Origin of the sequence: Pseudomonas sp. YeP6b (assembly GCF_025642995.1) — a bacterium.
Lineage (GTDB): Bacteria > Pseudomonadota > Gammaproteobacteria > Pseudomonadales > Pseudomonadaceae > Aquipseudomonas.
Genome location: NZ_CP080090.1, coordinates 1,751,731 through 1,775,718 on the forward strand (window position 1 = coordinate 1,751,731; position 23,988 = coordinate 1,775,718).

Here is a 23,988-nt window from a genome sequence, read left to right on the forward strand (position 1 = left end):
GGATCATGATCATGCATGACATTCACTGTCTCCGGCGCGCTAATGCCTTGCTCAAACAGGCGCAATCACACTCAGCCATGGCCGATCTGGTCCGGGCGGCAGTCGTTCGAAATGAACAGTGGCGCGCTCAGCAGTGCATCAATCTCGTGGCTGCTGAGTCACCTACCAGCCCGTCCGTGCGCGCGCTGCTGTCCAGTGAAGTCGGCACGCGTGCATCGGGCGGGAATATCGGACGTGACAACCGGTTTTTCTCCGGCATGAAGAATATCGACGAGCTGGAATCGCTGTGCGTGGAACTGCTGAAAATGACGTTGCGCGTCGAGCACGCCGATCATCGATTGATGGGCGGAATGGCGGCTGTCATGGCCGCCTACACGGCACTGGCGCGGCCCGAGGACAATGTTATGACCGTCCCGGTGATCAGGGGCGGTGATACCAGCAATCGCACCAATGGGCCGCCCGGTGTGCGTGGGCTCAAGGTGTGGGACATTCCCTTTGTGCACAAAACTGCGGACATCGACCTCACACGTTTCAGCGAAGTCGCCCAGGCCCTGAAGCCTGCGGTGATTGGGTTGGGCATGACGCTGACCTTGTTTCCGCTGCCCCTGGCCGATATCAAAGGGATCGTTTCACCCTGGGATGGAAAGGTCTATTTCGACGCGGCCCACCAACTGGGCCTGATCAGCGCCGGTTTGTTTCAGGACCCGTTGGCAGAGGGCGCCGACCTTATGACAGGCTCTTCTGGTAAGACATTCAGTGGCCCCCAGGGCGGAGTCATCGCATGGAACGATGCAGCATTGACCGCGCCTCTGCACGACGCCATTTTCCCCACCCTGACCGGCAGCCACCAGATCAACCGCGTGGCTGCATTGGCGGTGGCTTCCACCGAGATGTTGGCGTTCGGGCAGGTTTATATGAAGCAAGTGGTGAGCAACGCACAGGTGTTGGCGCTGGAGCTGGACCGTAGAGGCGTGACCGCCTTCTATCGAGAGCAGGGATACACCCGAACCCATCAGATCGTGATTGATTCCAAACCCTTTGCCAGCGGTCGCGAAGCTGTGCAGTGCCTGGAGGCGGCCAATATCATCGCCAACGAGATGCCGCTGCCCTGGGACACCGACCCTTACAGAGAAACGGGCATTCGACTGGGCACCGTTGAAGCCACACGTCTAGGCATGAAAGAGCCCGAGATGGCCTGGATCGCCGAGCAGATAGCCAAGGTACTGCTGCACAAAGAGGACCCGATGGCGGTTGCCAATGGTGTGATCGACTTCATGAAAAACCATAGGACCGTCTATTACTGTCACGAAAATGGACTGCCCCGCTAAGTCGTCGCGAGCGCTGTTGTGGAGGATTCATCGATGCCCGATTCCCCGCTTTCCATGTACCAGGCGACATTCACCTTTACCGTCGCAGCCATCGCCTTACTCGCAAGCCCTGGCCCCGCTACCCTGGCGTTGGCGGCGAGTGGGGCAGCCTATGGGATGAAGCGCTCGATGCGGTTTTTCCTCGGCATCACGCTGGGGTTAGTCATTGCCATGGCATGGGTTGCCACGGGCCTGTATGTGGTCTTGCACAGCTTCCCGGTACTGGCCACGGCACTGGCGGTTATTTCCATTGTTTATATTTTTTGGCTGGCCTATCGCATTGGTACTGCGCCGCCCATAAACGACGAACAGTCCGTCATCACGCCGGGATGGGGTGCCGGATTTGTGTTGGGGGCTGCGAACATAAAAGCGTATGCCGCGTTTGCGGCGTTGTTGGGCAGTTTTACCTTGGGGGCGACACCCGCCTGGGAACAGGCTGTAAAAGCGTTTATCTGTCTATTGGTGTGCGTGGTATTCGACTTTTTGTGGCTCTTAGCGGGCAGCAAGATGCGTAGGTTATTTATCCATCCCACGTGGAGTCGACGACTTAACGTAAGCTTCGCAATTCTGATGGTAGCGACGGTCGCCTGGTCATTCACATTGACGTAGTCGCACTGACGCAGAGTCATTTGCGGCCGAGGATAATCCCCATGTTTGGGACCGTTTCTGCATTGCTGTTACTGCTGGTCGTGCCGGGGCCGACGAACACCCTGTTGATGCGTGCGGGGTTGCTGTTTGGGTTTGCCGCGTCGTGGCGCATGGCATTTATCGAATGCCTGGCTTATCTGCTTCAGGTCTCTGCCTGGGGGGCGGCGTTGTTCTACCTTTCGGCCTGGTCTCCATGGGCCGTAAAAGCCACGCAATTAGTGGCTGTCTGCTACTTGCTCAAGCTTTCTTACACGTTGTGGCAACGTCACAACAGCGCCGTCGATTCGAGCCGTGACCGTTTCTCCGGCCTGTACTTCTTCTGGCTCACCGTGATGAACCCAAAAGGCTTGCTGATCGTTTCGTTTATCGCACCGCTCAGCGCCTTTACCTCGTTGCAAGGCTATGTCGGGTTCATGGCCACGCTCGCGCTGGTGGTGATACCCGTAGGGTCTGCCTGGATCGTGCTGGGCAGTCGCTTCGAAGGGGGGCAGCAGGCGTGGCTGACGCCGTTGAAGATCAACCGCGCGACGTCCGTGGCGATCGGCTGTTTTGCCACGCTCATGATGGGGCGGTTGGCGGACTCGGTTATTCATTGATTTACATGCCGATGCAAAGCGGCATCGAGTCATGTGGAACGCTCACCTTTTTTACTCCACTCAGAAATGCCTGATGGACAGGCACAGGTTTCGACTTTGCCTGTTGGCGGTCGAGGCTATTTCAATGAGTTAATGGAGTGTTACATGTCTTTTTTTAATGCGATTGCTGCTTTCAAAGGTGCGTTTCTTGGGGCTTTGTTGGGCAATACTGTGTCCCCTCGAGGGTCTGAGCCGGCAAGGCCGCGCACGCCAGTGTCTGGGCAACCCAACATTGGCCACACTCATCCATCCCAGCCAGCCGTCGGTCATACCCACCCTGCCAAACCGCATCACCACACGCCGCACCTGCACCCGTTTGAGGTCAGTGAGCATCAGTTGCCCTACCAGCCTTTGTCCCCGCTTTTTTCGCTGAACCGCTAAGAGGCTTAGCCTGAAACAACTGCGCCAAGGCCCGTGATAAGCGGCCTTGGCGCAGTGATTGATGCACAGTGTTGAGGTTTACAGCGCGCCAAACACCTTCTTCGCCAGGCTGGTGGCCGCCGCCGCCGGGTTCTTGCGAATGGTTTCTTCCTGCTGCGCGATCATCTTGAACAAGCCGTCCAGCGCCTGTTCGGTCACGTAGCTTTCGACGTTGGCACTTTTGGCATCAACTGCGCCAAACGCTGCCGCCTTGCCGGCCAAAGCGTTGTACTGCTGGGCGACGCCGACCTTGTCGGTGGCGGCCTTGACGATCGGCAGGAACTTGGCCCGGATCTCTTCACGGCTGCTTTTGTTCAGGTATTGCGTGGCCGAGTCCTGACCTCCAGTGAGAATGCCCTTGGCGTCGGTCACGCTCATGTTCTTCACAGCATTGACCAGGATCGGTTGAGCCTGGGTCACGGCGGTTTCTGCCGCTTTGTTCATGCTGGTTTCCAGTTGCGTGACCTGATCACCCATGCCGAACATTTTCAGTTTGTCGGCGACTTTGCCCAACTTGCCGGGCAGGCCGATCTTCACTTCGGGGTTGCTGCTGAATCCACCGGGTTTGCCCAGTTGTTTCACGGCGATCTGTGCGCCTTGGGTCAGTGCATCCTTGAGGCCGCCGCTGGCGTCACCTTGGGACAGGCTGCCAAGGTCCAGGGCCATGGCGTTGGCACCGAACAACAGGCCGGCGCACAGGGCAGTGAGGCGAAGGGAGTTACGGAGCATGAGCGCTTCCTTTAAAAATGGACTGATCAGTGTGCGACCGCATCAACCCGCAGGCGCAGCGGTTGTGGGTCTTGGCCGTTGAGCTGCACCGCGTGCCGTTCGGTGGTGATAAACAGTAGCTTGCCATCCAGCTCGATGCGAGCGCTCACCGAGTAAGTGTGGCCGGGCTTGATCTGGGCCGGGTCGTAGCTCAGGTGAAACGCCAGCGGCACTTAGCCTTTGACCGGGCCTTTCTGTTCGGCGAGGGTCACGGCCGGGGCGTCCATCAAGGACACGTCTTGCAGGCTGACGCTCAGGGTGGCGGCGGGCGGCAGCGCGATGCGTTGCAGGTAAAACACTTCGCCGTCGAGACTGGCCTTTGGGGCTGGGGTCATAGATTGGCAGGCTCCGAGCAGGGCGGTCAGGCCCAGGAGGATGATCTTTTTCATGGTACAGCTCCTTTTCAACGGCGCCGGAAACCGCCCGACGCCTCATTCAATCTAGCGGCTTTCTTCAGGTTTGACAGCTTGAGCTTCGGCTGGCGCCTCGGCTGCGCCATCCACGCGATGCAAGGCCACTTGGCGGATCGACAGGCGAATATCGGCCGGCAGCACGCGTTTGGCAGCACCTTCGGCCAATTCACCGAGCAGGTCGTGGTAGCTCAACTTGCCCGCCTCATCGCGGCGCAACACATCTTGCTCCAGCAACGTCTGGATAAAATGTCGGAAAAGGCTCTTGTCGAAGAACTCTGGGGCGTTGAGACCGTGCAGGATCGACAGGCGCTGGGCCATGATCGTGCACAGGTCTTCCAGCTCTTCGGCGCTGATGCTGTTCTGGCCGCTGTTGAGCAGCAGCGAGATCGCCATGTAGAAGCGTTGCAGCGTTTGGGCGATGCTCTTGGACAGCAGCGTCAGCAGCACAAAATGCCGTGAGCTCGGCGCCGGGCGCAGGTACACGTCATTCTCGAAACGCAGCAGGCCTTGTTCAACGAATGCCTCAAGCCATTGGTCGACCACCGCGTCCAACTCGTCCAGTGACCAGCGGATAAACAGCTCCGATTGCAGGTACGGGTAGAGCGCACGGGTGTAGCGCAGGATCTGTTCGCGGCTCATGCGCGAGCTGCTCTGGAAGAAGCTCGCCAGCAACGCCGGCAGGGCGAAGATGTGCAGCACATTGTTGCGGTAATAGGTCATCAGGACGGCGTTCTGCTCGTCCAAGTACAAAATCTTACCCAGTGCGTCGCTCTGTTCCGACAGCAGGTCCATGTCCTTGACGTGCTTGATCAGGGCCAGGCCATCGCCTTCCGGCAAGGTGGTATGGGGCGAGTAGGGCACGCGGCGCAGCAGCGCCAGGTACAGGTCCAACTGGCGCGCCATGGCCTGTTCATCCAAGGCCAGGCGCGTGGTGGAGAGCAGCGCCAAGGCCACCAGGTTCACCGGGTTCACCGCAGCGGCTTCGTTCAAGTGGCGGGCCACCTGTTCGCCGAGGCGGTTGGTGGTTTCGTTGAGCCATGCCGGTTTGTAGTTCGGGCCCAGCTCCTGGGCGCGCCAGTCGGGTTGCTCGGCGTCGAGGAACTCGGCCAGTTTGATCGGCTCGCCGAAGTTGACCGCGACCTGGCCAAAGCGCTGCTTGAGCGCGCCGACCACCTTGAAAATATCGAAGATCGACTCTTTCTTCTTGCTCGCGCCGCGCAGCTCGCCAAGGTAGGTGCGGCCTTCCAGCACACGTTCATAACCGATATACACCGGCACAAATACGATCGGCATGCGCGAGGAGCGCAAGAAACTGCGCAGGGTGATCGCCAGCATCCCGGTTTTCGGTTGCAGCATGCGCCCGGTGCGCGAGCGCCCGCCTTCGACGAAGTACTCCACCGGGAACCCCTTGGTGAACAGGGTGTGCAGGTATTCGTTGAACACCGAGGTGTACAGCGGGTTGCCCTTGAAGGTGCGGCGCATGAAAAACGCGCCGCCACGACGCAGCAGGCTGCCGATCACCGGCATGTTCAAGTTGATACCCGCGGCGATGTGCGGCGGGGTCAAACCGTTTTTGAACAGCAGGTAGGAGAGCAGCAGGTAGTCGATATGGCTGCGGTGGCAAGGTACGTAGATCACCTCATAACCTTGGGCAACCTTTTGCACACCTTCGATGTTATTGACCTTGATGCCGTCGTAGATCTTGTTCCAGAACCAGCTCAGCACCACTTCGAGGAAGCGAATCGCGGTGTAGGTGTAGTCCGAGGCGATCTCGTTGCCGTATCGCAGTGCCAGGGCCTTGGCTTTTTCCGGGGAAATCTTTTCGCGTTCGGCTTCATCCAGGATGGCTTGGCGCACCAGTGGCATGTTCACCAGGCCTTTCACCAGATTGCGGCGGTGCGACAGGTCCGGGCCGATTACCGCAGTCTTCAGGTTACGAAAGTGCACCCGCAGGATGCGTTGGGCCATCCGCACGGTGCGTTCGTGACCTTTATTGTGCTCGATCAATTCACGCAGGTTGATAGGCGCGGAGAATTGCACACGAGTCTTGCGCCCCAGGATCAGGATGCTCAACAACCGGCGCAGGCGCCCGGTGACGGCCCAGCTGTCGGCAAACAGCAGTTTCCACGGGCTGGACTCGCTCTCGGGCGACTGCCCCCAGAACACGCTGACGGGAATGATTTGTGCATTCTCTTCGGCGTGTTCGCTCAGGGTGTTGACCAGCCGGTTCAGGGTCGGCGGCGCGCCGCGCTTGTCCTGACGGCCGAGCCAGTCGGGCTCCGGCGTGAGGTAGAAGAACGCCGCCGGTTCGATCAGCGGGCCTACCGATACCGGCAGCACCGGGCGCGGCAGGCCGGCCTTGGTGCACTCGGTATCGACCACGGCCAATTCGGTGAGGGAGGGCGATTGCAGGACGTAGAACACCGGCCGGCTGCGGTCCAGGTTAAGGGTTAGGGACGACTGGTTGATCGTCTCGGAGCGAACCCAGAGGTACAACAGTCGGCGCAAGGTGCCAAACACTAGACGGCGGAACGGGGAGCGGGTCATAGGCGTGCTGCTTCAAGTGGAAAAAACCGAGCAGGTGCTCGGGCGGGTAGTGTGCCGTATTCGCCGAAAATCGGCAAAAAAGCAGCGATGTAAACTTGAGTTGATCGTTTTTGAGCCTGTCTTATACTCGGCAGTTCAATGCGAGCGACTCAACAATAAAAGCATGTGGGAGTAAAACAGATGGCAACGCGCGAAACCGGCAATGTGAAGTGGTTCAACGATGCAAAAGGCTACGGCTTTATTCAGCGTGAGGACGGCAAGGATGTGTTTGTACACTACCGCGCCATTCGCGGTGACGGCCACCGCTCGTTGGCCGAAGGCCAGCAGGTGGAATACGCCGTGGTGACCGGCGAGAAGGGGTTGCAGGCGGAGGATGTAGTGGGGCTGTAAGGCAGACCACATCCTGCCTTGATAACCCAATCAACGGTGGGAGCTGGCTTGCCAGCTCCCACATTGATTGGGTTTGCAGGTTTAGATCAGGCGGTTTTCCAGGTGATCTCTTCTTCACCGTCCACGCTGATACGCATCCAGCGATCGGCGCTTTCTTCACCTTCTTCCTCAACCCACGTACCCGGCGCGCAGCGCACTTCTACGTTCAGCGCGGCAAACGCAGCGCGGGCGCAGGCGATGTCGTCGTCCCACGGGGTCTGGTCGCTTTCCAGGTACAGGCTGTTCCACTTGCCTACTGCCTTAGGCAGCCAGGTAACCGGCACGCTGCCGGCTTTACACTTGTAGGTTTGGCCTTTCTGGACCCAGTCGGTGCACGGGCCCAGGGCGGCGCCCAGCCAGGCGGCGATGGCTTTGTGGTCGACGTCGGCGTCCTTCAGGTAAATCTCGATATCAGGTTGGCGCATGGATGTTCCTCGTTGCGGGATTCGAAAATCCATTCGCGGATACTTAAAAGTGGGTTATTGAAGCACGAAATAATCGTAGCGCATCGACACCGTGACCTGCAGCGGCTCGGCAGCCTCGATCACTTCGGTGCGGCGCTCGGCACTTGCGCGCCAGCCGTGGGGCGTCATCGCCAGCAGGTTGGCGCGGTCCTTGGGTTCGGCCAGGCGCAGGGTGAACTCAAGGGTTTCGCTATGCGCCAGGCTCATGCCGTCCGGCACCAGGGCCAAATGCTTGTCGTCGGTGTACTCGCGTACCTCGTCGTACAAACGCTCGCGCAACTCCATCAGGTGGCCGGCGGTCGGGCCGACCTTCATCAGGCCGCCGCCGGGGCTGAGCAGGCGCTTGGCCTCTTCCCAATCCAGGGGGCTGAAAACGCTGGCGAGAAATTGGCAACTGCCCGAGGCCAGTGGCACACGCGCCATGCTGGCGATCAACCAGGTCAGCGCCGGGTTGCGCTTGCAGGCACGTTTGACCGCTTCCTTGGAGATATCCAGCGCATAGCCGTCGGCATGGGGCAGGGCATCGGCGATCTGCGCGGTGTAGTAACCCTCGCCACAACCGATGTCGACCCAGCGCTGCGGCGCGCGTTCGGCGGCCAGTTCCGCAAGGCGCTTGGCCACCGGCGCGTAGTGCCCGGCGTTGAGGAAGTCGCGGCGCGCCTCGACCATGGCCAGGTTATCGCCGGGGTCGCGGCTGTTCTTGTGCTGCACCGGCAACAGGTTCAGGTAACCCTGGCGCGCACGGTCGAAACGGTGCCCGACCGGGCAGGCCACGCCATTGTCCACCGCGTTGAGCGGTGCGCTGCAAATGGGGCAAGCGAGCATCAGGCGAGCAACTTGATCAGGGTCTGGTAGTAGATTTCGGTCAGCACATCAAGGTCACTGGCCAGGATACGTTCGTTGACCTGGTGAATCGTCGCGTTGACCGGGCCCAGTTCAACGACCTGAGTGCCGAGGGTGGCAATGAAGCGCCCATCGGACGTGCCGCCGCTGGTGGATGCTTTGGTCTCACGACCGGTAATCGCCTTGATGCTGGCGGAAACCGCATCCAGCAGAGCGCCCGGTTCGGTGAGGAACGGCAGGCCCGACAGCGCCCACTCCACGTGCCAGTCCAGGCCATGTTTGTCGAGAATCGCCGCAACGCGCTGTTGCAGGCCTTCGACGGTGGATTCGGTGGAGAAGCGGAAGTTGAACACCGCCGTCAGGTCACCGGGGATCACGTTGGTGGCGCCGGTGCCGGAATTGAGGTTGGAAATCTGGAAGCTGGTCGGCGGGAAGAAGGTGTTGCCGTCATCCCAATGCTCGGCGGCGAGTTCCGCCAAGGCCGGGGCGGCCAGGTGGATCGGATTCTTCGCCAGATGTGGGTAGGCCACATGGCCTTGCACGCCGCGAACGGTCAGGGTCGCGCCGAGGGAGCCGCGACGGCCGTTCTTGACCACATCGCCCACCAGCGTGGTGCTCGACGGCTCGCCGACGATGCACCAGTCCAGGCGCTCCTTGCGGGCGGCCAGGCGCTCGATCACAGCTTTGGTGCCGTGGTGCGCCGGGCCTTCTTCATCGCTGGTGATCAAAAAGGCCACCGAGCCTTTGTGGTCCGGGTAGTCGCTGACGAAACGCTCGGCCGCCACCAGCATGGCGGCCAGGCTGCCTTTCATGTCCGCCGCGCCACGGCCGCAGAGCATGCCGTTTTCATCGATCAACGCGTCGAACGGGTCGTTTTGCCAGGCCTGCACCGGGCCGGTCGGCACCACGTCAGTGTGGCCGGCAAAGCACAGCACCGGGCCGTCATGCTTGCCATGGGTGGCCCAGAAGTTGTCCACATCTTCGATGCGCATCGGCTCCAGCGCAAAGCCGGCGTCGCCCAGGCGCTGCATCATCAGCTTCTGGCAGTCGGCGTCGATCGGCGTCACCGAGGGGCGACGGATCAGGTCGATAGCGAGTTGAAGGGTCGGCGAAAGGTCGGCGTGGGCCGTCATGGGAAAACTCCGGGAAGCGTGTAATGGGCGCTGGACGAATGTGGAATACAGAACCTGAATCGGCGCAGGTTCAATGTGGGAGCTGGCTTGCCTGCGATAGCATCGCCGCGGCGTACCTGCCAGACCGCGGCGTCTGCATCGCAGGCAAGCCAGTTCCCGTAGAAAGCAGGGCTAGGCCAAGTCTCACAAAACGGCCGTTATCTTATAGCAAAACGGCGGCCAGAGGCCGCCGTTTAGTGCATTGCGCAAGTTTTTACTCAGCCGTTGCCGGCTCACCCGCTGGCGCAGGTTTTGGCAGCGACGACAGGAACGCCATGATCAGCGCAGCGACGTACGGCAGCGATTGCACCAGCAGCATCACCACCCAGAAGCGTATGTCATTGCTCGGCAGGCCCTGCACCAGGTAGATCCCCAGCGCCGCGCCCCACAACAGCAGCATGATGAACATTTCTTCGCGAGCTTCGGAGATCGCTACCCAGAAGCCGTGGTTATCCGCGTTTTTCGGTGTACGAAAGAACGGAATACTGGTGGTGAAGAAGCCATACAGCACCGCCTTGGCGATGGTGTGGGACAACGCCAAACCGGCCAGCGCCGCGCAGAACGCATCTTTCAAGTTCACACCCACCGCACGGCGGTAGAGGAAAACGATCTTGCCAACCTTGAACACGAACAGCGCCAATGGCGGGATCGCGAAAATCAGCAACGGCGGGTCGACACGGGTCGGCACGATGATCATCGCCGCCGACCACAACAGCGCGCCGACGGTGAAGAAGATGTTCATGCCGTCCGCGACCCACGGCAACCAGCCCGCGAGGAAGTGGTAGCGCTGGCCACGGGTCAGCTCGGTGTCTTTGCCGCGCAACAGGCTGGCGGTGTGGCGCTTGATGATCTGTATCGCACCGTAGGCCCAGCGGAAACGCTGCTTCTTGAAGTCGATAAAGGTATCCGGCATCAAGCCTTTGCCGTAGCTGTCGTGGTAATACGCCGCCGACAGGCCTTTCTCGAACACACGCAGGCCCAGTTCGGCGTCTTCACAGATGCACCAGTCGGCCCAGCCGAGTTCTTCGAGCACCGAGCGCCGGGTCATGGTCATGGTGCCGTGCTGGATGATCGCGTCGCGGTCGTTACGGGTGACCATGCCGATATGGAAGAAGCCTTTGTATTCCGCGTAGCAGAGCTTCTTGAAGGTACTTTCGTTCTGGTCGCGGTAATCCTGCGGCGACTGCACCACGGCGATTTTCGGGTCGGCGAAGTGCGGCACCATGTGCTTGAGCCAGTTTGGCGACACGCAGTAGTCCGAGTCGATCACCGCGATCACTTCGGCATCCTTGGCGGTGTGCGGGATCAGGTAGTTCAGTGCGCCGCCCTTGAAACCGGCCAGGGGCGAGACGTGGAAGAACTTGAAGCGCGGGCCGAGGGTTTCGCAGTAGTCGCGCACCGGTTCCCACACCGCAGGGTCCTTGGTGTTGTTGTCGATGATCAGGACTTCGTAGTCCGGGTAATCAAGGGCAGCCAGGGCGTCGAGGGTCTGTTTGACCATCTCCGGCGGCTCGTTGTAGCACGGCACATGGATCGACACTTTCGGACGGTAGTCCGAATCGCCTTCCACCGGCAGAAATTCACGCCGGCGTTTGTGGGTCCACACGGCTTCTGCCAGTTCGTGGGCCTCGGTCAGCAACACGATAAACACGCCGAGGGCGCCGAGTGCCAGCAAGATACCGACGGTCACGCTGAACCAGGTGCTGTATTGCTGGCTGTAGTCGTAGCCGATCCACACCAGTACCGATCCACACAGGAACGCGATAAAAGTCAGGAACGTACGGCCACGCTGGCGCAGCGACGAGCCGTCGATCATCAGCAGGGTCAGCGACAGCAGCGCAAGCACCACCGAGCCGATGGCCAGCACCCGCCACTGCGGGATAGCGACTACTGGGCCTTCAAAGTTGAATTTCTGCTGGCGCGCGGCGTTGTACACGCCCCAATAAGCGCCCGCCGAGCCTTCGTCGCTGACTTTCCACGGCTGGTCGAATGCTTCGATCACGAAGTAGTTGTAGCCCTGGCGGTTCAGCTTGTTGACCAGCGTACGCAGGTAAATCGCCTGGTCTGCCGGGGACGTTTCATTACCCCCGCGCATACGGCCGTTACTCGGCCAGCCAACTTCCGACAGCAGCAGCGGCTTTTTCGGGAACAATTTCTTCAGATCCCGGGCGCGGTCGAGTACGTACTGGCCGGCCTTGTCCATCGGAATAAATTCCCAGAACGGCAGGATGTGCGCGGCGATCAGGTCGACATGCTTGGCCAGCTGTGGGTTCTTTTCCCAGATGTGCCATTGCTCGGACGTCGTCACCGGCACTTTCACGGCGCCGCGCACGCGGTCCAGCAGCACAATCAGCGCTTCAGGGGTGATTTCTTCACGGAACAAGGCTTCGTTACCGACTACCACCCGCACCACGCTGCGCGAGCTGTTGGCCAGTTCGATGGCGCGTTGGATCTCGCGCTCGTTACGTTCCAGGTCCGGGCTGATCCAGATACCGAGGGTCACGCGCAGGCCGAACTCTTCCGCCAGCTTAGGGATGTCCCCCAGGGTGCCGTCGACCGAGTAGGTACGGATGTTGTCCGTCAGCTTGCTCATGATTTCGAGGTCGCGACGCATTTCTTCGTCGCTTGGGTACTGGTCTTTCTGCGGGAACTGGCCTTGCTGGAACGGCGAGTAGGAGAACCCGGAGATTTGTTCAGGCCAGTTGGGGGCAGTGACCGGGCGGTTGATCAGCGCCCAGAAGCCGGTGAACAGCGCGGCAATTGCCAGCACCACTACCAGGTTGAGTCCAAATTTACGCGATGACATGGCTATTTCGGGTTCCAAAAGGTGTGGAACGAAAAGAGGTGTCGGCCTACACCGAACGGCGCGCATCCTACACCGGCCGTTCCCTGAGCGTACAGCAGACAGAGAAAAGCCGGACGTTAGTCAGCGAAAGACCATCGAAGTTCTTTACTTGTAGCTTGTCGCTTCGATCTTGTCGCCGTGTAGTCCATAATGCGCGCCGGTTTTTGGGGTAATGGTCATGAGCACAGAAGATCCGCGGTTTGCAGGCGTCGCCCGCTTATATGGCATTGAAGGCCTGGAACGCTTGAAGGCGGCCCATGTGGCGATCGTCGGCGTCGGCGGCGTGGGCTCGTGGGCGGCGGAAGCCATGGCCCGTTGCGGGGTGGGCGAGATTTCGCTGTTTGACCTGGACGATGTGTGCGTCAGCAACAGCAACCGCCAGTTGCACGCCCTGGACAGCACGGTGGGCAAGCCCAAGGTCGAAGTTATGGCCGAACGCCTGCGCAGCATCAACCCGGATTGCACCGTGCATGCGGTGGCGGACTTCGTCACGCGAGACACCATGGCCGAGTACATCACCCCGAACATTGATTGCGTGATCGACTGCATCGACGCCGTCAACGCCAAGGCCGCGCTGATTGCCTGGTGCAAGCGCCGCAAGATCCAGATCATCACCACCGGCGGCGCGGGCGGGCAGATCGACCCGACGCTGATCCAGGTCTGCGACCTGAACCGCACCTTCAACGACCCATTGGCCTCGAAAGTGCGTTCTACGCTGCGCCGTGACTATGGCTTCTCGCGCACCGTGACCCGCCATTACAGCGTGCCGTGTGTGTTTTCCACCGAGCAGCTGCGCTACCCGAAGCCGGACGGCAGCATCTGTTTGCAGAAGAGTTTTGTCGGCGATGGGGTGAAGCTGGACTGCGCCGGTGGGTTTGGCGCGGTGATGATGGTGACAGCCACCTTCGGCATGGTGGCGGCGACGAAGGCGGTGGACAAGATCGTGGCGGGGGTACGCAGGCCTTCAGAGCGGGTCAAGCCCGCCTGAATTTCACTTAAATGTGGGAGCAGGCAAGCCAGCTCCCACATTTAGTTTTATATGAGGCTTAATTCGCGCATGCGCTGCAGGACTGCATTGAGGCCATTGCTGCGCGAAGGTGACAACTGGCGGGAAAGCCCCAACTGAGTGAACCAACCCGGCAAATCGACCGCCTGCAACTCGGCCGCCGACAGCCCATTAACCCGCGCCAGCAACAACGCCACCAGCCCTCGAATCATGCGCGCATCGCTGCTCGCTGCGAACTGCCAATGGCCGTCCTGCAAACGGCCCACCAACCACACCAGGCTTTCGCAGCCCTGCACCAGGTTGGCTTCAACCTTGTCCTCATCCGCCAAAGCCGGCAGCCGCTCGCCCCATTGCATCAGCATGCGCGCACGTTGCTCCCAGCTGCCTACCGCCTGAAAAGCCTCCAGCGCGGCCACTGCTTCCACCGGCAGGCTCATCGCAACATATCCAACGCCTGGTCCAGCGCTTCAAAGAAGCGTTCCAGGTCATCGGAGTCGTTGTACAGCGCCAGGGACACACGGATCGCCCCGGTCAAATGCATAGCCTTGAGCAATGGCATTGCGCAGTGATGGCCGGCACGCACGGCGATGCCTTGCTCGGTCAGCAGGTGCGCAAGGTCGGCGTTGTGCACGCCTTCCACCACAAAGCTTGCCAGCGCCACCTGCGGCGAGCCCAATACGCGAACGCCTTTGCGCGCGGTCAGCCCGCGTAGCAGGTAGTCATGCAGCGCCGCTTCATGGGCGACCACGGCGGTTTGATCCAGCGAGCTGAGGTAATCCAGGCTGGCGCCCAGGCCGATCACGCCGGCAATCGGCGGTGTGCCCGCTTCAAAACCCAATGGCGCGGGGCGAAAGCTGGCGCTGTGGTAGTCCGCCAGTTGCACCATCTCGCCACCAAACTGCCAGTGACGCAGGTGATGCAGGGCTTCGTTGCGGCCATACAGCACGCCAACGCCATCCGGGCCGTAGAGTTTGTGGCTGGAAAATACGTAAAAGTCGCAACCCAGCGCCTGCACGTCGTGGCGGCCATGCACGATGCCCTGGGCGCCATCGACCACGGTCAGCGCGCCGTGAGCCTTGGCCATCGCCAGTAAGGCCTCCAGCGGCTGCCAGGCGCCGAGCACGTTGGACAACTGGCTCACCGCCAGCAGGCGTGTGCGTGGCCCGATCAGTTCGGCGGCGGCGCGCAGGTCAATCACGCCGTCATCGCTCAGCGGCACTACCACCAGCGTGAGCGCGCGACGCTTGGCCAGTTGCTGCCAAGGCAGCAGGTTGGCGTGGTGTTCCAGGGCGCTGATGACAATCTCATCGCCCGCATTGAATAAGTGCTCCAGGCCATAGGCCAGGAGGTTCAGCGCAGAGGTTGCGCCGTGGGTAAAGATGATTTGCCCGCTGTCCCCCGCGTTCAACCACTGCGCGACCTTGCTGCGACTGTCTTCAAAGGCCTGGGTCGCATGGGCGCCCGGCAAATGCTGGGCACGGTGCACATTGGCTGCGCCATTGGCGTAGTAATGGCTGATGGCATCCAACAGGGCTTGGGGTTTTTGCGTGGTGGCGGCGTTGTCCAGGTAGGTCTGGTCTTGCCGTTGCAGGGTGGCGATGGCCGGGAAATCGGCGCGCCAGGGAGAGGGCACAAGCATGGTGTTCAAGACTCGTATAAGCGAGCCCCAGGAGCGGGGCCCGCTAGTGGCATCGAGTGGCTGCTTAGTTGTGAGCGTGCAGCGCTTCGTTCAGTTCGATGGCCGATTTGTGGGTTTTGCACTCCACGGCACCGGTCTCGGAGTTACGGCGGAACAGCAGGTCCGGCTGGCCGGCCAGCTCGCGCGCCTTGACCACTTTGACCAGTTGGTTCTGCTCGTCGAGCAGCGCAACCTTGGTCCCAGCGGTGACGTACAGGCCCGATTCCACCTTGTTACGGTCGCCCAACGGGATGCCGATACCGGCGTTGGCGCCGATCAGGCACTCTTCGCCGACTTTGATCACGATGTTGCCGCCGCCCGACAGGGTGCCCATGGTGGAGCAACCGCCGCCCAGGTCCGAATTCTTGCCCACGAACACGCCAGCCGACACGCGGCCTTCGATCATGCCCGGACCTTCAGTGCCGGCGTTGAAGTTGATGAAACCTTCGTGCATCACGGTGGTGCCTTCGCCCACGTAGGCGCCCAGGCGGATACGCGCGGCGTCCGCGATGCGCACGCCGGCTGGGACCACGTAGTCGGTCATTTTCGGGAACTTGTCCACCGAGAACACTTCCAGCAGATCGCCACGCAGGCGCGCTTCCAGTTGGCGTTCAGCCAGTTCGCTGATGTCGATCGCGCCCTGGCTGGTCCAGGCCACGTTCGGCAGCTGTGGGAACACACCGGCCAGGCTCAGGCCATGCGGCTTGACCAGGCGATGGGACAGCAGGTGCAGCTTGAGGTAGGCCTCAGGCGTGGAGGTCAGTGCAGCGTCTTCGGCCAGCAGGGTGGCGACCAGCGGGGTGTGGCTTTCAGCCAGGCGGCTCAGCAGGGCGGCTTGGGTTGCGTCGACGCCTTTGAGCGCGTCAGCCAGTTGCAGGGCCTGGGAGACGGTGAAGGTGATGGCCTGGTTGCCTTCGGTGTAACCGAGGATCGGTGCAATGGCGGCAATGATTTCAGCCGACGGGTTGAGCAAGGGTTGTGCGTAAAACACTTCCAGCCAAGCACCTTGGCGGTTCTGAGTGCCGACGCCGAAGCCCAGGCTGAACAGGGAATTGGACATGCTGTTACCTCTACAAAAATGGAAAGGGCTGGCCTACTTGAGGGCCGCCGAATAACTATCTGGCTTGAAGCCAATCAGGGTTCTGTCACCGAGATCGAGCACGGGGCGCTTGATCATCGAGGGTTGTGCGAGCATCAATTCAATGGCTTTCGACTGATCGAGATCGGCTTTGCGTTCGTCTTCGAGTTTGCGAAAGGTGGTGCCCGCACGGTTCAAAACCACCTGCCAACCGTGCTCGTTGCACCATTGGGTCAAGTGTTCGCGGTCGATACCGGCCGTTTTGTAGTCGTGGAATTCATAGCTCACGCCGTGCTCATCGAGCCAGGTACGGGCTTTTTTCATGGTGTCGCAGGCTTTGATGCCGAAAAGGTGCAACGTTTTGCTTGAAGCGGTCAAGGAATTGCCCCCCTTTGGACAAATAGAAACTAAAGGTCACGGATTATGCCACGACCAGCGGGTTTGGGTGCCGCTCGTCATGCCTGCTTATGGCTCAGTGCGACTTTTGTGCAAAAGCCATCGCACAGCATAGGCGAGTAACATAGACGGGTAATATGGCACTTCAACGGCCAGTTGTTGCCTGATATGTGTCGTTGCAAGTCGCTTGTCCGGGAAACCCGTGTTATGCAAACCGCCTACACCGTTCTTATCCTGCTGATGTTGGTCAGCGTTTCGCGCCTGGTCGGGCGCATCATTCCTCTGCCGTTACCCTTGGTGCAGATCGCCGCCGGCGCCTTGCTGGCGTGGCCGACGCTGGGGCTGCACGTGGCCCTGGACCCTGAGTTGTTCCTGTTTCTGTTTCTGCCGCCGCTGCTGTTCTCCGATGGCTGGCGCATGCCCAAGCGTGAGTTGTGGCGCCTGCGCGGGCCCATCCTGACGTTGGCGGTGGGCCTGGTGTTGTTCACCGTGGTCGGGGCCGGCTACTTCATTCATTGGCTACTGCCTACGATCCCGTTACCGGTGGCCTTCGCCCTGGCGGCTGTTTTATCACCGACGGATGCCGTGGCGGTGTCGGCCATTTCCCAAAATCGGTTGCCCAAGCCGCTGATGCACATGCTTCAGGGCGAAGCGTTGATGAATGATGCCTCGGGCCTGGTGACCTTCAAGTTCGCCCTGGCGGCGGCGTTGACCGGGGTGTTTTCCCTGGCGGACGCCAGCCTGACCTTTGTGCTGGTGGCCGTGGGTGGCCTGGCGGTGGGCGTGGCGCTGAGCTGGCTGGTCGGGCGTTTGCGTGCCTGGATGATCGCACGGGGCTGGGACGACCCGGCCACCCACGTGGTGTTCATGTTGCTGCTGCCGTTTGCCGCGTATGTGCTGGCTGAACGCCTGGGCGCATCGGGCATTCTCTCGGCGGTCGCGGCGGGCATGATGCAAAGCTGGCTCGACCTGTTGCCGCGCCAGACCAGCACCCGGCTGCTCAATCGCAGTGTCTGGTCGCTGCTGGAGTTCGCGTTCAATGGCTTGATCTTTTTGCTGTTGGGCTTGCAACTGCCAGACATCATCAAGGCGGTGGTGAGCCATGAGACGACACTGTGGCCAACCCTGTTGTATCGCTGCCTGGATGTGATCGCGATCTTTCTGGTGCTGGTGGTGTTGCGGTTTATCTGGGTGCAGAGCATCTGGCGGCTGTCAGGCCTGCTGCGACGGCTGCGTGGGAAAAGCGAACTGACTCTGGTGCCGACGGCCCGTTCCTGCTGGCTGCTGACCGTCGGGGGCGTGCGCGGCGCGGTGACCCTGGCGGGCGTGATGTCGGTGCCGTTGCTGTTGGCGCCGGGGCAGGACTTTCCAGAGCGAGACCTGCTGATCTTTATCGCTGCGGGCGTGATCCTGCTGTCATTGATCGCCGCCTGCATCGCCTTGCCGTTGCTATTGCGCGGCATCGAAAAGAGTCCGGACGAAAAGCGTCATAACGAAGTGCGCGATGCCTGGAAGAAAACCGCCGTGGCTGCCATCCATGCCCTTGAAGCGGAAGATCCCGCAGGAAGCGAAACCCCGGACGCCGCCCAGGCGGCCCTGGCCGCTGAGCTCAAGGCGCGGCTGATGTCGGAATATCGCCATCAATTGGAAGTGTTTAATGACTCGGCCGAAGCCCAGGCGTTGGCGCAGCAGATGGACCAGCTTGAACGCAAACTTCGGCTCAAAGCCCTGCGCGCGCAACGCTTGGAGTTGTACAGCTTGAGCCGTCATCACCAGATTGGTGATGACGTGTTGCGCGAGGTGCTGGCGGACTTGGACATGAGCGAAGCGAATTTGGGCTCAGTCCATTAATGATGGGGTTTTAATGCTCATGCCCAAGATGACACCCCGCCAAGGGTAACGAGCGTTATGGCTTTCTTGTACGGATACACAGAGTTGAATCGTTAGGCAGCTTTTTTGGGAAGGATAATGTTGGTGAAACCTAACGCCTTGGCAAAGGTGTGCTTGATGGATCGAGCGGTTTTCTTTTTGTCACTGTCCCAATGAATACCGATTGTTGGGCTTGAAATGTCCGTGCTTTTGGCATCTGTGCCTACTTGCGAGCATTACGTCGCTGACAGGGGCGAGTTGCTTTGATCTCCACTGCATCGCCGAAGCTAAGGTGATACAGATGACAAACTTGAACGCAAATGGCGCCTCAGGCCCTGCGGGCGCGCCACTTGGAGTTGTACAGCTTGAGTCGTCATCACCAAATGGGTGATGAGGTATTGAGAGAGGTGTTGGCGGATCTGGATATGAGTAAGGCGAATGTGGGGCGCGTCCATTGAATTCGAAATAACGTCAGGATCGGCTGATAAAAAATTGCGTAAGGCTGTATAGAAACTTACCCGCCGGTGATTCATCTATGGGGTACATGGACCTCATGAATTTTTTATCGCCGACTGAAAGTTTAGTTTGAAATACAATCTCGTCACCGCCATTGAGTAATGAGGCGGGGAAGGGGTAATGCATGATGGAGTCTTTATCATATTCCGACGTTTTAACTTCAGAGGCGTCGAACTGCCCCAGTATATTATTGCCTACATCGTCCTTTGTAAAGTTCTGCGAAGTAAAATGCTCATAGGCGGCCTGCTCATCAATATTCAGGGAACACTCCGGGTGTTGGTGCTCATGCAGTAGGCCCAGGGCGTGGCCGAACTCATGTAATACGTGCGCTCGTGCGGTGTCATCAGGGTTTGTAAAGTCGATGGACATTGTGGGTTCGGAGCGGTGCAGATGAAGGGCATCCGTTCCGAGTGCGGACCAGCTTCCGAGGCCTATGTTGTCTCCAGCAATTCTGATGTCGCCGTCATTGCCTTTAATAAACTTAAAGTGAAGGTTAGTGTGCGGGCTCCATTCGTTAATGGCTTTCTTGACCAAGGACGTTTGCTCTGGCGTCATATTCGACAGAGAGATTTTTACCGTTGAGTGTTGTGGCCAAGCCTTGCTTTCATCCGCGACGCCGCGTTTTTTTCGAGCGTGGGGTGTTACAGCATCAGAAGGGCTACCCGTATATAAGTGTGGATCGAGAGGCGGCGAGAGAGTTGAGAGGTTGCTGATAGTCATATTTTCACCAAGGAAGAATCAGTAATCCTTGGTGGGAACTTATGCAGAGGCGTTCCATGAAATATGTACCTGGGTTTGCCAGGTGGGGCCCACTCCTGCCAGTCAGGAGCGGGCACTGAGTTAGCGCTTGCGCTGGATAAAATCCCGAATCCGCTCAGCCGCTTCCACACACTCCGCCAACGGCGCAACCAGTGCCATGCGCACACGCCCGGCCCCCGGGTTCACGCCATCCGCTTCCCGCGACAGGTATGAGCCCGGCACCACGGTTACGTGTTCTTCCACGAACAAGTCCCGGCAGAATGCGGCATCGTCGCCGTTCACATTCGGCCATAAGTAAAATCCGCCGTCCGGGCTTTGCACGTCTAATACCGGCTTGAGAATCGCCAGCACAGCGTCGAATTTCTCGCGGTACAGGTCACGGTTGGCCAGCACGTGGGCTTCGTCCTGCCAGGCTGCGATGCTCGCCAGTTGGGTTTGCACCGGCATCGCGCAGCCGTGGTAGGTGCGGTACAGCAGGAAGGCCTTGAGGATATCGGCATCGCCGGCGACGAAACCGGAGCGCAGGCCTGGCAGGTTGGAACGCTTGGACAGGCTGTGGAACACCACGCAACGTTTGAAATCCTGGCGGCCGAGTTCGACGCAGGCGCTGAGCAGGCCCGGCGGCGGGGTTTGTTCGTCGAAGTACAGCTCGCTGTAGCACTCGTCAGCGGCGATGACGAAATCGTATTCGTCGGCCAGGGCGATGAGTTTTTTCAGGGTGTCGACCGGGATCAGCGCGCCGGTCGGGTTGCCTGGGGAACACAGGAACAGGATCTGGCAGCGTTTCCAGGTGTCTGGCGACACAGCGTCGAAGTCTGGGTTGAAGCCGTTGGCGTCCAGGCACGGCAGGTAATGCGGCGTGGCCCCAGCCAGGAACGCGGCGCCTTCGTAGATCTGGTAGAACGGGTTCGGGCTGACTACCAGTGCATCGTCACTGCGGTTGACCACGGTCTGGGTGAAGGCGAACAGTGCCTCGCGGGTGCCGTTGACCGGCAGGATATTGCGCGCCGGGTCCAGCCACCCCTTGGGCACGTTGAAACGGCGTTCACACCAAGCGCCGATGGCCTCGCGCAATGCCGGGATGCCCAGGGTGGTCGGGTACACGGCCATCTGGTCGAGGTTGTTGCTCAGCGCTTGGGCCACGAAGGCCGGTGACTTGTGCTTGGGCTCGCCGATGGATAGCGCGATCGGGCGTTTGTCCGGGTTCGGCGTGACGCTGCCGAGCAGGGCACGGAGTTTCTCGAACGGGTAGGGCTGCAGCTGGTTCAGGGCGTTGTTCATGTAAGCCTCGATCAAGATGAGTACGGCCTTTTTGTGGGCGCTGGCTTGCCTGCGACGCGGGCACCTCGGTGTATAAGCCATGCCGGGTCGACGCCATTGCAGGCAAGCAAGCTCCCACAGGGGCCGTGCGCACTGGGAAGTTAAATCAATTCATATAGTCAGTCTGGACAGCTCGACGCCGGGCTCCTGGCTCACGCTCAATTGCTGCACGATGGCATCCTGCAAGCGTCGGCACAGTTCCGGGTCGGACAGCGGCTGGTTGTCGGCGTCGGTAATGAAGAACACGTCTTCCACGCGCTCGCCGAGGGTCGCAATCTTCGCATTCTGCAACGACAGGTCGAACTCCAGGAAGATTCCACCGATGCGCGCGAGCAAACCCGGACGATCCGGGGCGCTGAGCTCCAGCACGGTCACCGGGCGCTGGGCGTCATTGGAAATGGTCACCTGGGGCGCAAAGGCAAAATGCTTGAGCTGGCGCGGTACCCGACGCTGGATGATCGTCGGGTAGTCGTCCGGGTTGCGCAGGGCTTCAGTCAGGCCTTCGCGGATCTTTTTCACGCGCACCGGGTTATCGCCGATGGAGTCGCCTTCGGTATCGAGCACGATGTAGGTGTCGAGGGTGAACTGGCTGCTCGAGGTGATGACCCGCGCGTCATGAATGTTCAGGTTGAGCTGGTCCATGGCGGCCACGGTCACGGCGAAGAAGTCGTGCTGGTCGGGCGCGTAGATGAAGATCTGCGTGCCGCCCTCGAACTCGCGCTGGGTGGTTTCCTTGATCAGTACCAGCGGGCCACCATCGGCCGGCTGCTGCAGGATCGCGTCACTGTGCCAGGCCACATCGCCGGCAGTGTGGCGCAGGAAGTAATCGTCACCCAGTTGCGACCACAATTGCTCGACATCGTCCGGGTCATTGCCGCCACGCACCAGGATATCCAGGGCCGCGCTTTGGGTGCGGCGGATCTGCTCTTCGCGGTCCACCGGGTTTTCCAGGCCACGGCGCAGCGCGCGCTTGGTCTCGGTATAGAGCTGGCGCAGCAGGCTGGCGCGCCACGAGTTCCACAACGTCGGGTTGGTGGCGTTGATGTCGGAGACGGTGAGCACGTAGAGGTAGTCCAGGCGTGTCTCATCACCGACGATCCCGGCGAAGTCGTGGATCACCTGCGGGTCGGACAAGTCCTTGCGCTGGGCGGTGGTCGACATCACCAGGTGGTTCTGCACCAGCCACACAATCAGGCGGCTGTCCCACAACGGCAGTTGATGGCGCTGGCAGAAGGCCTCGGCATCGACCGCGCCGATTTCCGAGTGATCGCCATGCCGGCCCTTGCCGATGTCGTGGTACAGGCCGGCCAGGTAGATCAACTCCGGCTTGGGCAGCTTGGCCATGAGCTTGCTGGCCAGCGGGAATTTCTCTGACACCTGGGTGTACTGCAACTTACGCAGGTGTTTGATTAAGTTCAGGGTGTGGGCGTCCACGGTGTAGATGTGGAACAGGTCGTGCTGCATCTGGCCGACGATAAAGCCGAACTCGGGCAGGTAACGCCCGAGGATGCCGTAACGGTTCATGCGCCGCAGGTTGCGGTGGATGCCGATCTTGCACTTGAACAGCTCGATAAACAGGCTGGTGTTGCGGATGTCGTTGCGAAAGTCATCGTCGATCAGGTGACGGTATTCGCGCAGCAGGCGGATGGTATCGGCGCGTACGCCTTTGATTTCCGGCTGCTGGGCCATCAGCACAAAGATTTCCAGCATGGCGAACGGCGTGCGGTGGAACACGTTGTCGTTGCGCGCTTCGATGTAGCCGTCGTGCAGTTGGAAGCGCGAGTTGATCGGCTGTGGTGGCGCTTCGTCTTCGGGGGCCAGGATCACTTCTTCGAAGTGCTGGATGATCAGGTCGCTGAGCTGGGCAATGCTCATGACCACCCGGTAGTACTGCTGCATGAAGCTTTCGATACTGGTCTTCGCATCCTCGCCTTCAAACCCCAATAGGGTGGCGATGGAGCGCTGATGGTCGAACAGCAGGCGGTCTTCGGAGCGCCCGGCGAGCATGTGCAGGGCGTAACGTACCTTCCACAGAAACTCCTGGGACGAGGCCAGCAGAGCGTTTTCGCTTTCTACCAGAAAGCCTTCGCCGGCCAGGGCGCGCAGGTTCAGGGTGCCGTATTGGCGACGCGCGACCCACAGGATCGTCTGGATATCCCGCAGCCCGCCCGGGGAACCTTTGACGTTGGGCTCCAGGTTGTATTCGGTGTCGTTGTACTTGTGGTGCCGAGCTTTCTGCTCGGCGCGCTTGGCCAGGAAGAAATCCTTGCTTGGCCACATGTGTGCGGTGCTGGTGACTTCCAGCATGCGCTGACGCAGGCGTTCGGGGCCGGCGATGGTGCGGCTTTCCATCAGGTTGGTGATCACGGTGAGATCGGCGCGGGCTTCTTGGGCGCATTCGTCCAGCGAGCGTACGCTTTGCCCGACTTCCAGGCCGATGTCCCACAACAGCGTCAGAAAACGCTCGATGGAATCGCGAAAGATCTCATGATCGGCGCTGTCCAGCAGGATCAGCAGGTCGATGTCGGAGTAGGGGTGCAGTTCGCCGCGGCCGTAGCCGCCGACCGCCACCAAGGCGATATCGGCATCTTCGCTCCAGCTGAACTGTTCCCAGGCCTTTTGCAGGATGTTGTCGACGAACCAGGCACGGTCTTCGATCAGCCGACGAATGTCCCGGCCACTGCGAAAGCGCGCATCGAGCACCTCGCGGGCCTGGCGGATAGCCTTCTTGAAGGCGCCGATGGGGCTTGCCTTCAATGCCAGTTCAGCCTGGAACTGGCCACGGTCGAAGAGTTCGGGATCCACCTGGGGCATT

19 protein-coding genes and 1 pseudogene are annotated in these 23,988 nt (G+C 60.3%); 6 read left to right on the top strand and 14 right to left on the bottom strand.

Annotated features, from left to right (window positions below; translation table 11 throughout):
• Positions 1–11: 11 nt before the first annotated feature.
• The 3 genes from KZH41_RS07840 to KZH41_RS07850 are packed head-to-tail and all read left to right on the top strand — an operon-like array spanning position 12 to position 2,611.
• Complete coding sequence (locus KZH41_RS07840) at positions 12–1,328, top strand: serine hydroxymethyltransferase (protein ID WP_242154732.1); 1,317 nt, start codon at positions 12–14, stop codon at positions 1,326–1,328.
• A gap of 33 nt (positions 1,329–1,361) precedes the next feature.
• Entirely contained in the window at positions 1,362–1,976 is a 615-nt protein-coding gene (locus KZH41_RS07845) for a LysE family translocator (RefSeq protein ID WP_094950071.1), read from the top strand.
• Positions 1,977–2,017: 41 nt separating this feature from the next.
• Positions 2,018–2,611 (top strand): LysE family translocator, encoded by a 594-nt coding sequence (locus KZH41_RS07850; protein ID WP_242154734.1) that lies wholly within the window; start codon positions 2,018–2,020, stop codon positions 2,609–2,611.
• 498 nt (positions 2,612–3,109) lie between these two features.
• Here KZH41_RS07850 and KZH41_RS07855 read toward each other — a convergent pair whose 3' ends face one another.
• The 3 genes and pseudogenes from KZH41_RS07855 to plsB all read right to left on the bottom strand — a co-directional run bounded on the left by KZH41_RS07855 (position 3,110) and on the right by plsB (position 6,798).
• Complete coding sequence (locus KZH41_RS07855) at positions 3,110–3,799, bottom strand: DUF4197 domain-containing protein (protein WP_094950069.1); 690 nt, start codon at positions 3,797–3,799, stop codon at positions 3,110–3,112.
• A gap of 26 nt (positions 3,800–3,825) precedes the next feature.
• Positions 3,826–4,227: pseudogene (locus KZH41_RS07860) on the bottom strand (YbaY family lipoprotein).
• Positions 4,228–4,278: 51 nt separating this feature from the next.
• The gene (gene plsB, locus KZH41_RS07865) at positions 4,279–6,798 is read right to left on the bottom strand and encodes a glycerol-3-phosphate 1-O-acyltransferase PlsB (protein WP_263274644.1); all 2,520 of its coding nucleotides are present in this window, start codon (positions 6,796–6,798) and stop codon (positions 4,279–4,281) included.
• 180 nt (positions 6,799–6,978) lie between these two features.
• Between plsB and KZH41_RS07870 the strand changes: the two genes are divergently transcribed.
• On the top strand, positions 6,979–7,188 hold the full coding sequence (locus tag KZH41_RS07870; RefSeq protein WP_032891681.1) for a cold-shock protein: 210 nt from the start codon (positions 6,979–6,981) through the stop codon (positions 7,186–7,188).
• A gap of 86 nt (positions 7,189–7,274) precedes the next feature.
• On the opposite strand, the gene KZH41_RS07875 is transcribed toward KZH41_RS07870, so the two are convergent.
• The 4 genes from KZH41_RS07875 to KZH41_RS07890 form a co-directional block, all read right to left on the bottom strand.
• A complete protein-coding gene (locus KZH41_RS07875; RefSeq protein WP_242154743.1) occupies positions 7,275–7,652 on the bottom strand; it encodes a hypothetical protein in 378 nt (125 codons plus the stop codon).
• A 54-nt stretch (positions 7,653–7,706) separates the two neighbouring features.
• Entirely contained in the window at positions 7,707–8,516 is an 810-nt protein-coding gene (locus tag KZH41_RS07880; protein ID WP_242154745.1) for a putative RNA methyltransferase, read from the bottom strand.
• Positions 8,516–9,667: a succinyl-diaminopimelate desuccinylase gene (gene dapE, locus KZH41_RS07885; protein WP_242154747.1), complete on the bottom strand. Its 1,152-nt coding sequence runs from the start codon at positions 9,665–9,667 to the stop codon at positions 8,516–8,518. The genes KZH41_RS07880 and dapE overlap by 1 nt, the downstream gene beginning before the upstream one ends.
• Before the next feature lie 253 nt (positions 9,668–9,920).
• Positions 9,921–12,512: a glycosyltransferase gene (locus KZH41_RS07890; RefSeq protein ID WP_094950063.1), complete on the bottom strand. Its 2,592-nt coding sequence runs from the start codon at positions 12,510–12,512 to the stop codon at positions 9,921–9,923.
• Positions 12,513–12,729: 217 nt separating this feature from the next.
• Between KZH41_RS07890 and tcdA the strand changes: the two genes are divergently transcribed.
• Positions 12,730–13,539, top strand: a complete 810-nt coding sequence (gene tcdA / locus KZH41_RS07895) for a tRNA cyclic N6-threonylcarbamoyladenosine(37) synthase TcdA (protein ID WP_371917659.1) — start codon at positions 12,730–12,732, stop codon at positions 13,537–13,539.
• Positions 13,540–13,586: 47 nt separating this feature from the next.
• Here tcdA and KZH41_RS07900 read toward each other — a convergent pair whose 3' ends face one another.
• From KZH41_RS07900 to KZH41_RS07915, 4 genes are all read right to left on the bottom strand, one after another.
• On the bottom strand, positions 13,587–13,994 hold the full coding sequence (locus KZH41_RS07900) for a SufE family protein (RefSeq protein ID WP_242154749.1): 408 nt from the start codon (positions 13,992–13,994) through the stop codon (positions 13,587–13,589).
• On the bottom strand, positions 13,991–15,196 hold the full coding sequence (locus tag KZH41_RS07905; protein WP_242154751.1) for an aminotransferase class V-fold PLP-dependent enzyme: 1,206 nt from the start codon (positions 15,194–15,196) through the stop codon (positions 13,991–13,993). The genes KZH41_RS07900 and KZH41_RS07905 overlap by 4 nt, the downstream gene beginning before the upstream one ends.
• Before the next feature lie 64 nt (positions 15,197–15,260).
• Positions 15,261–16,295, bottom strand: a complete 1,035-nt coding sequence (gene dapD, locus KZH41_RS07910) for a 2,3,4,5-tetrahydropyridine-2,6-dicarboxylate N-succinyltransferase (RefSeq protein ID WP_242154752.1) — start codon at positions 16,293–16,295, stop codon at positions 15,261–15,263.
• A gap of 33 nt (positions 16,296–16,328) precedes the next feature.
• Complete coding sequence (locus KZH41_RS07915) at positions 16,329–16,691, bottom strand: ArsC family reductase (RefSeq protein ID WP_003189147.1); 363 nt, start codon at positions 16,689–16,691, stop codon at positions 16,329–16,331.
• A 225-nt stretch (positions 16,692–16,916) separates the two neighbouring features.
• On the opposite strand from KZH41_RS07915, the gene KZH41_RS07920 reads away from it, so the two are divergent.
• Positions 16,917–18,560, top strand: a complete 1,644-nt coding sequence (locus KZH41_RS07920; protein WP_263274645.1) for a Na+/H+ antiporter — start codon at positions 16,917–16,919, stop codon at positions 18,558–18,560.
• Between the two features lie 489 nt (positions 18,561–19,049).
• Here the strand turns inward: KZH41_RS07920 and KZH41_RS07925 are convergent, their stop codons facing one another.
• The 3 genes from KZH41_RS07925 to KZH41_RS07935 all read right to left on the bottom strand — a co-directional run bounded on the left by KZH41_RS07925 (position 19,050) and on the right by KZH41_RS07935 (position 23,987).
• Complete coding sequence (locus tag KZH41_RS07925) at positions 19,050–19,814, bottom strand: M12 family metallopeptidase (RefSeq protein ID WP_094950057.1); 765 nt, start codon at positions 19,812–19,814, stop codon at positions 19,050–19,052.
• A gap of 120 nt (positions 19,815–19,934) precedes the next feature.
• Entirely contained in the window at positions 19,935–21,134 is a 1,200-nt protein-coding gene (dapC, locus tag KZH41_RS07930) for a succinyldiaminopimelate transaminase (RefSeq protein WP_263274646.1), read from the bottom strand.
• Positions 21,135–21,284: 150 nt separating this feature from the next.
• Positions 21,285–23,987, bottom strand: coding sequence for a [protein-PII] uridylyltransferase (locus KZH41_RS07935; protein ID WP_242154756.1), 2,703 nt, complete (start codon positions 23,985–23,987; stop codon positions 21,285–21,287).
• Position 23,988 lies beyond the last annotated feature (1 nt).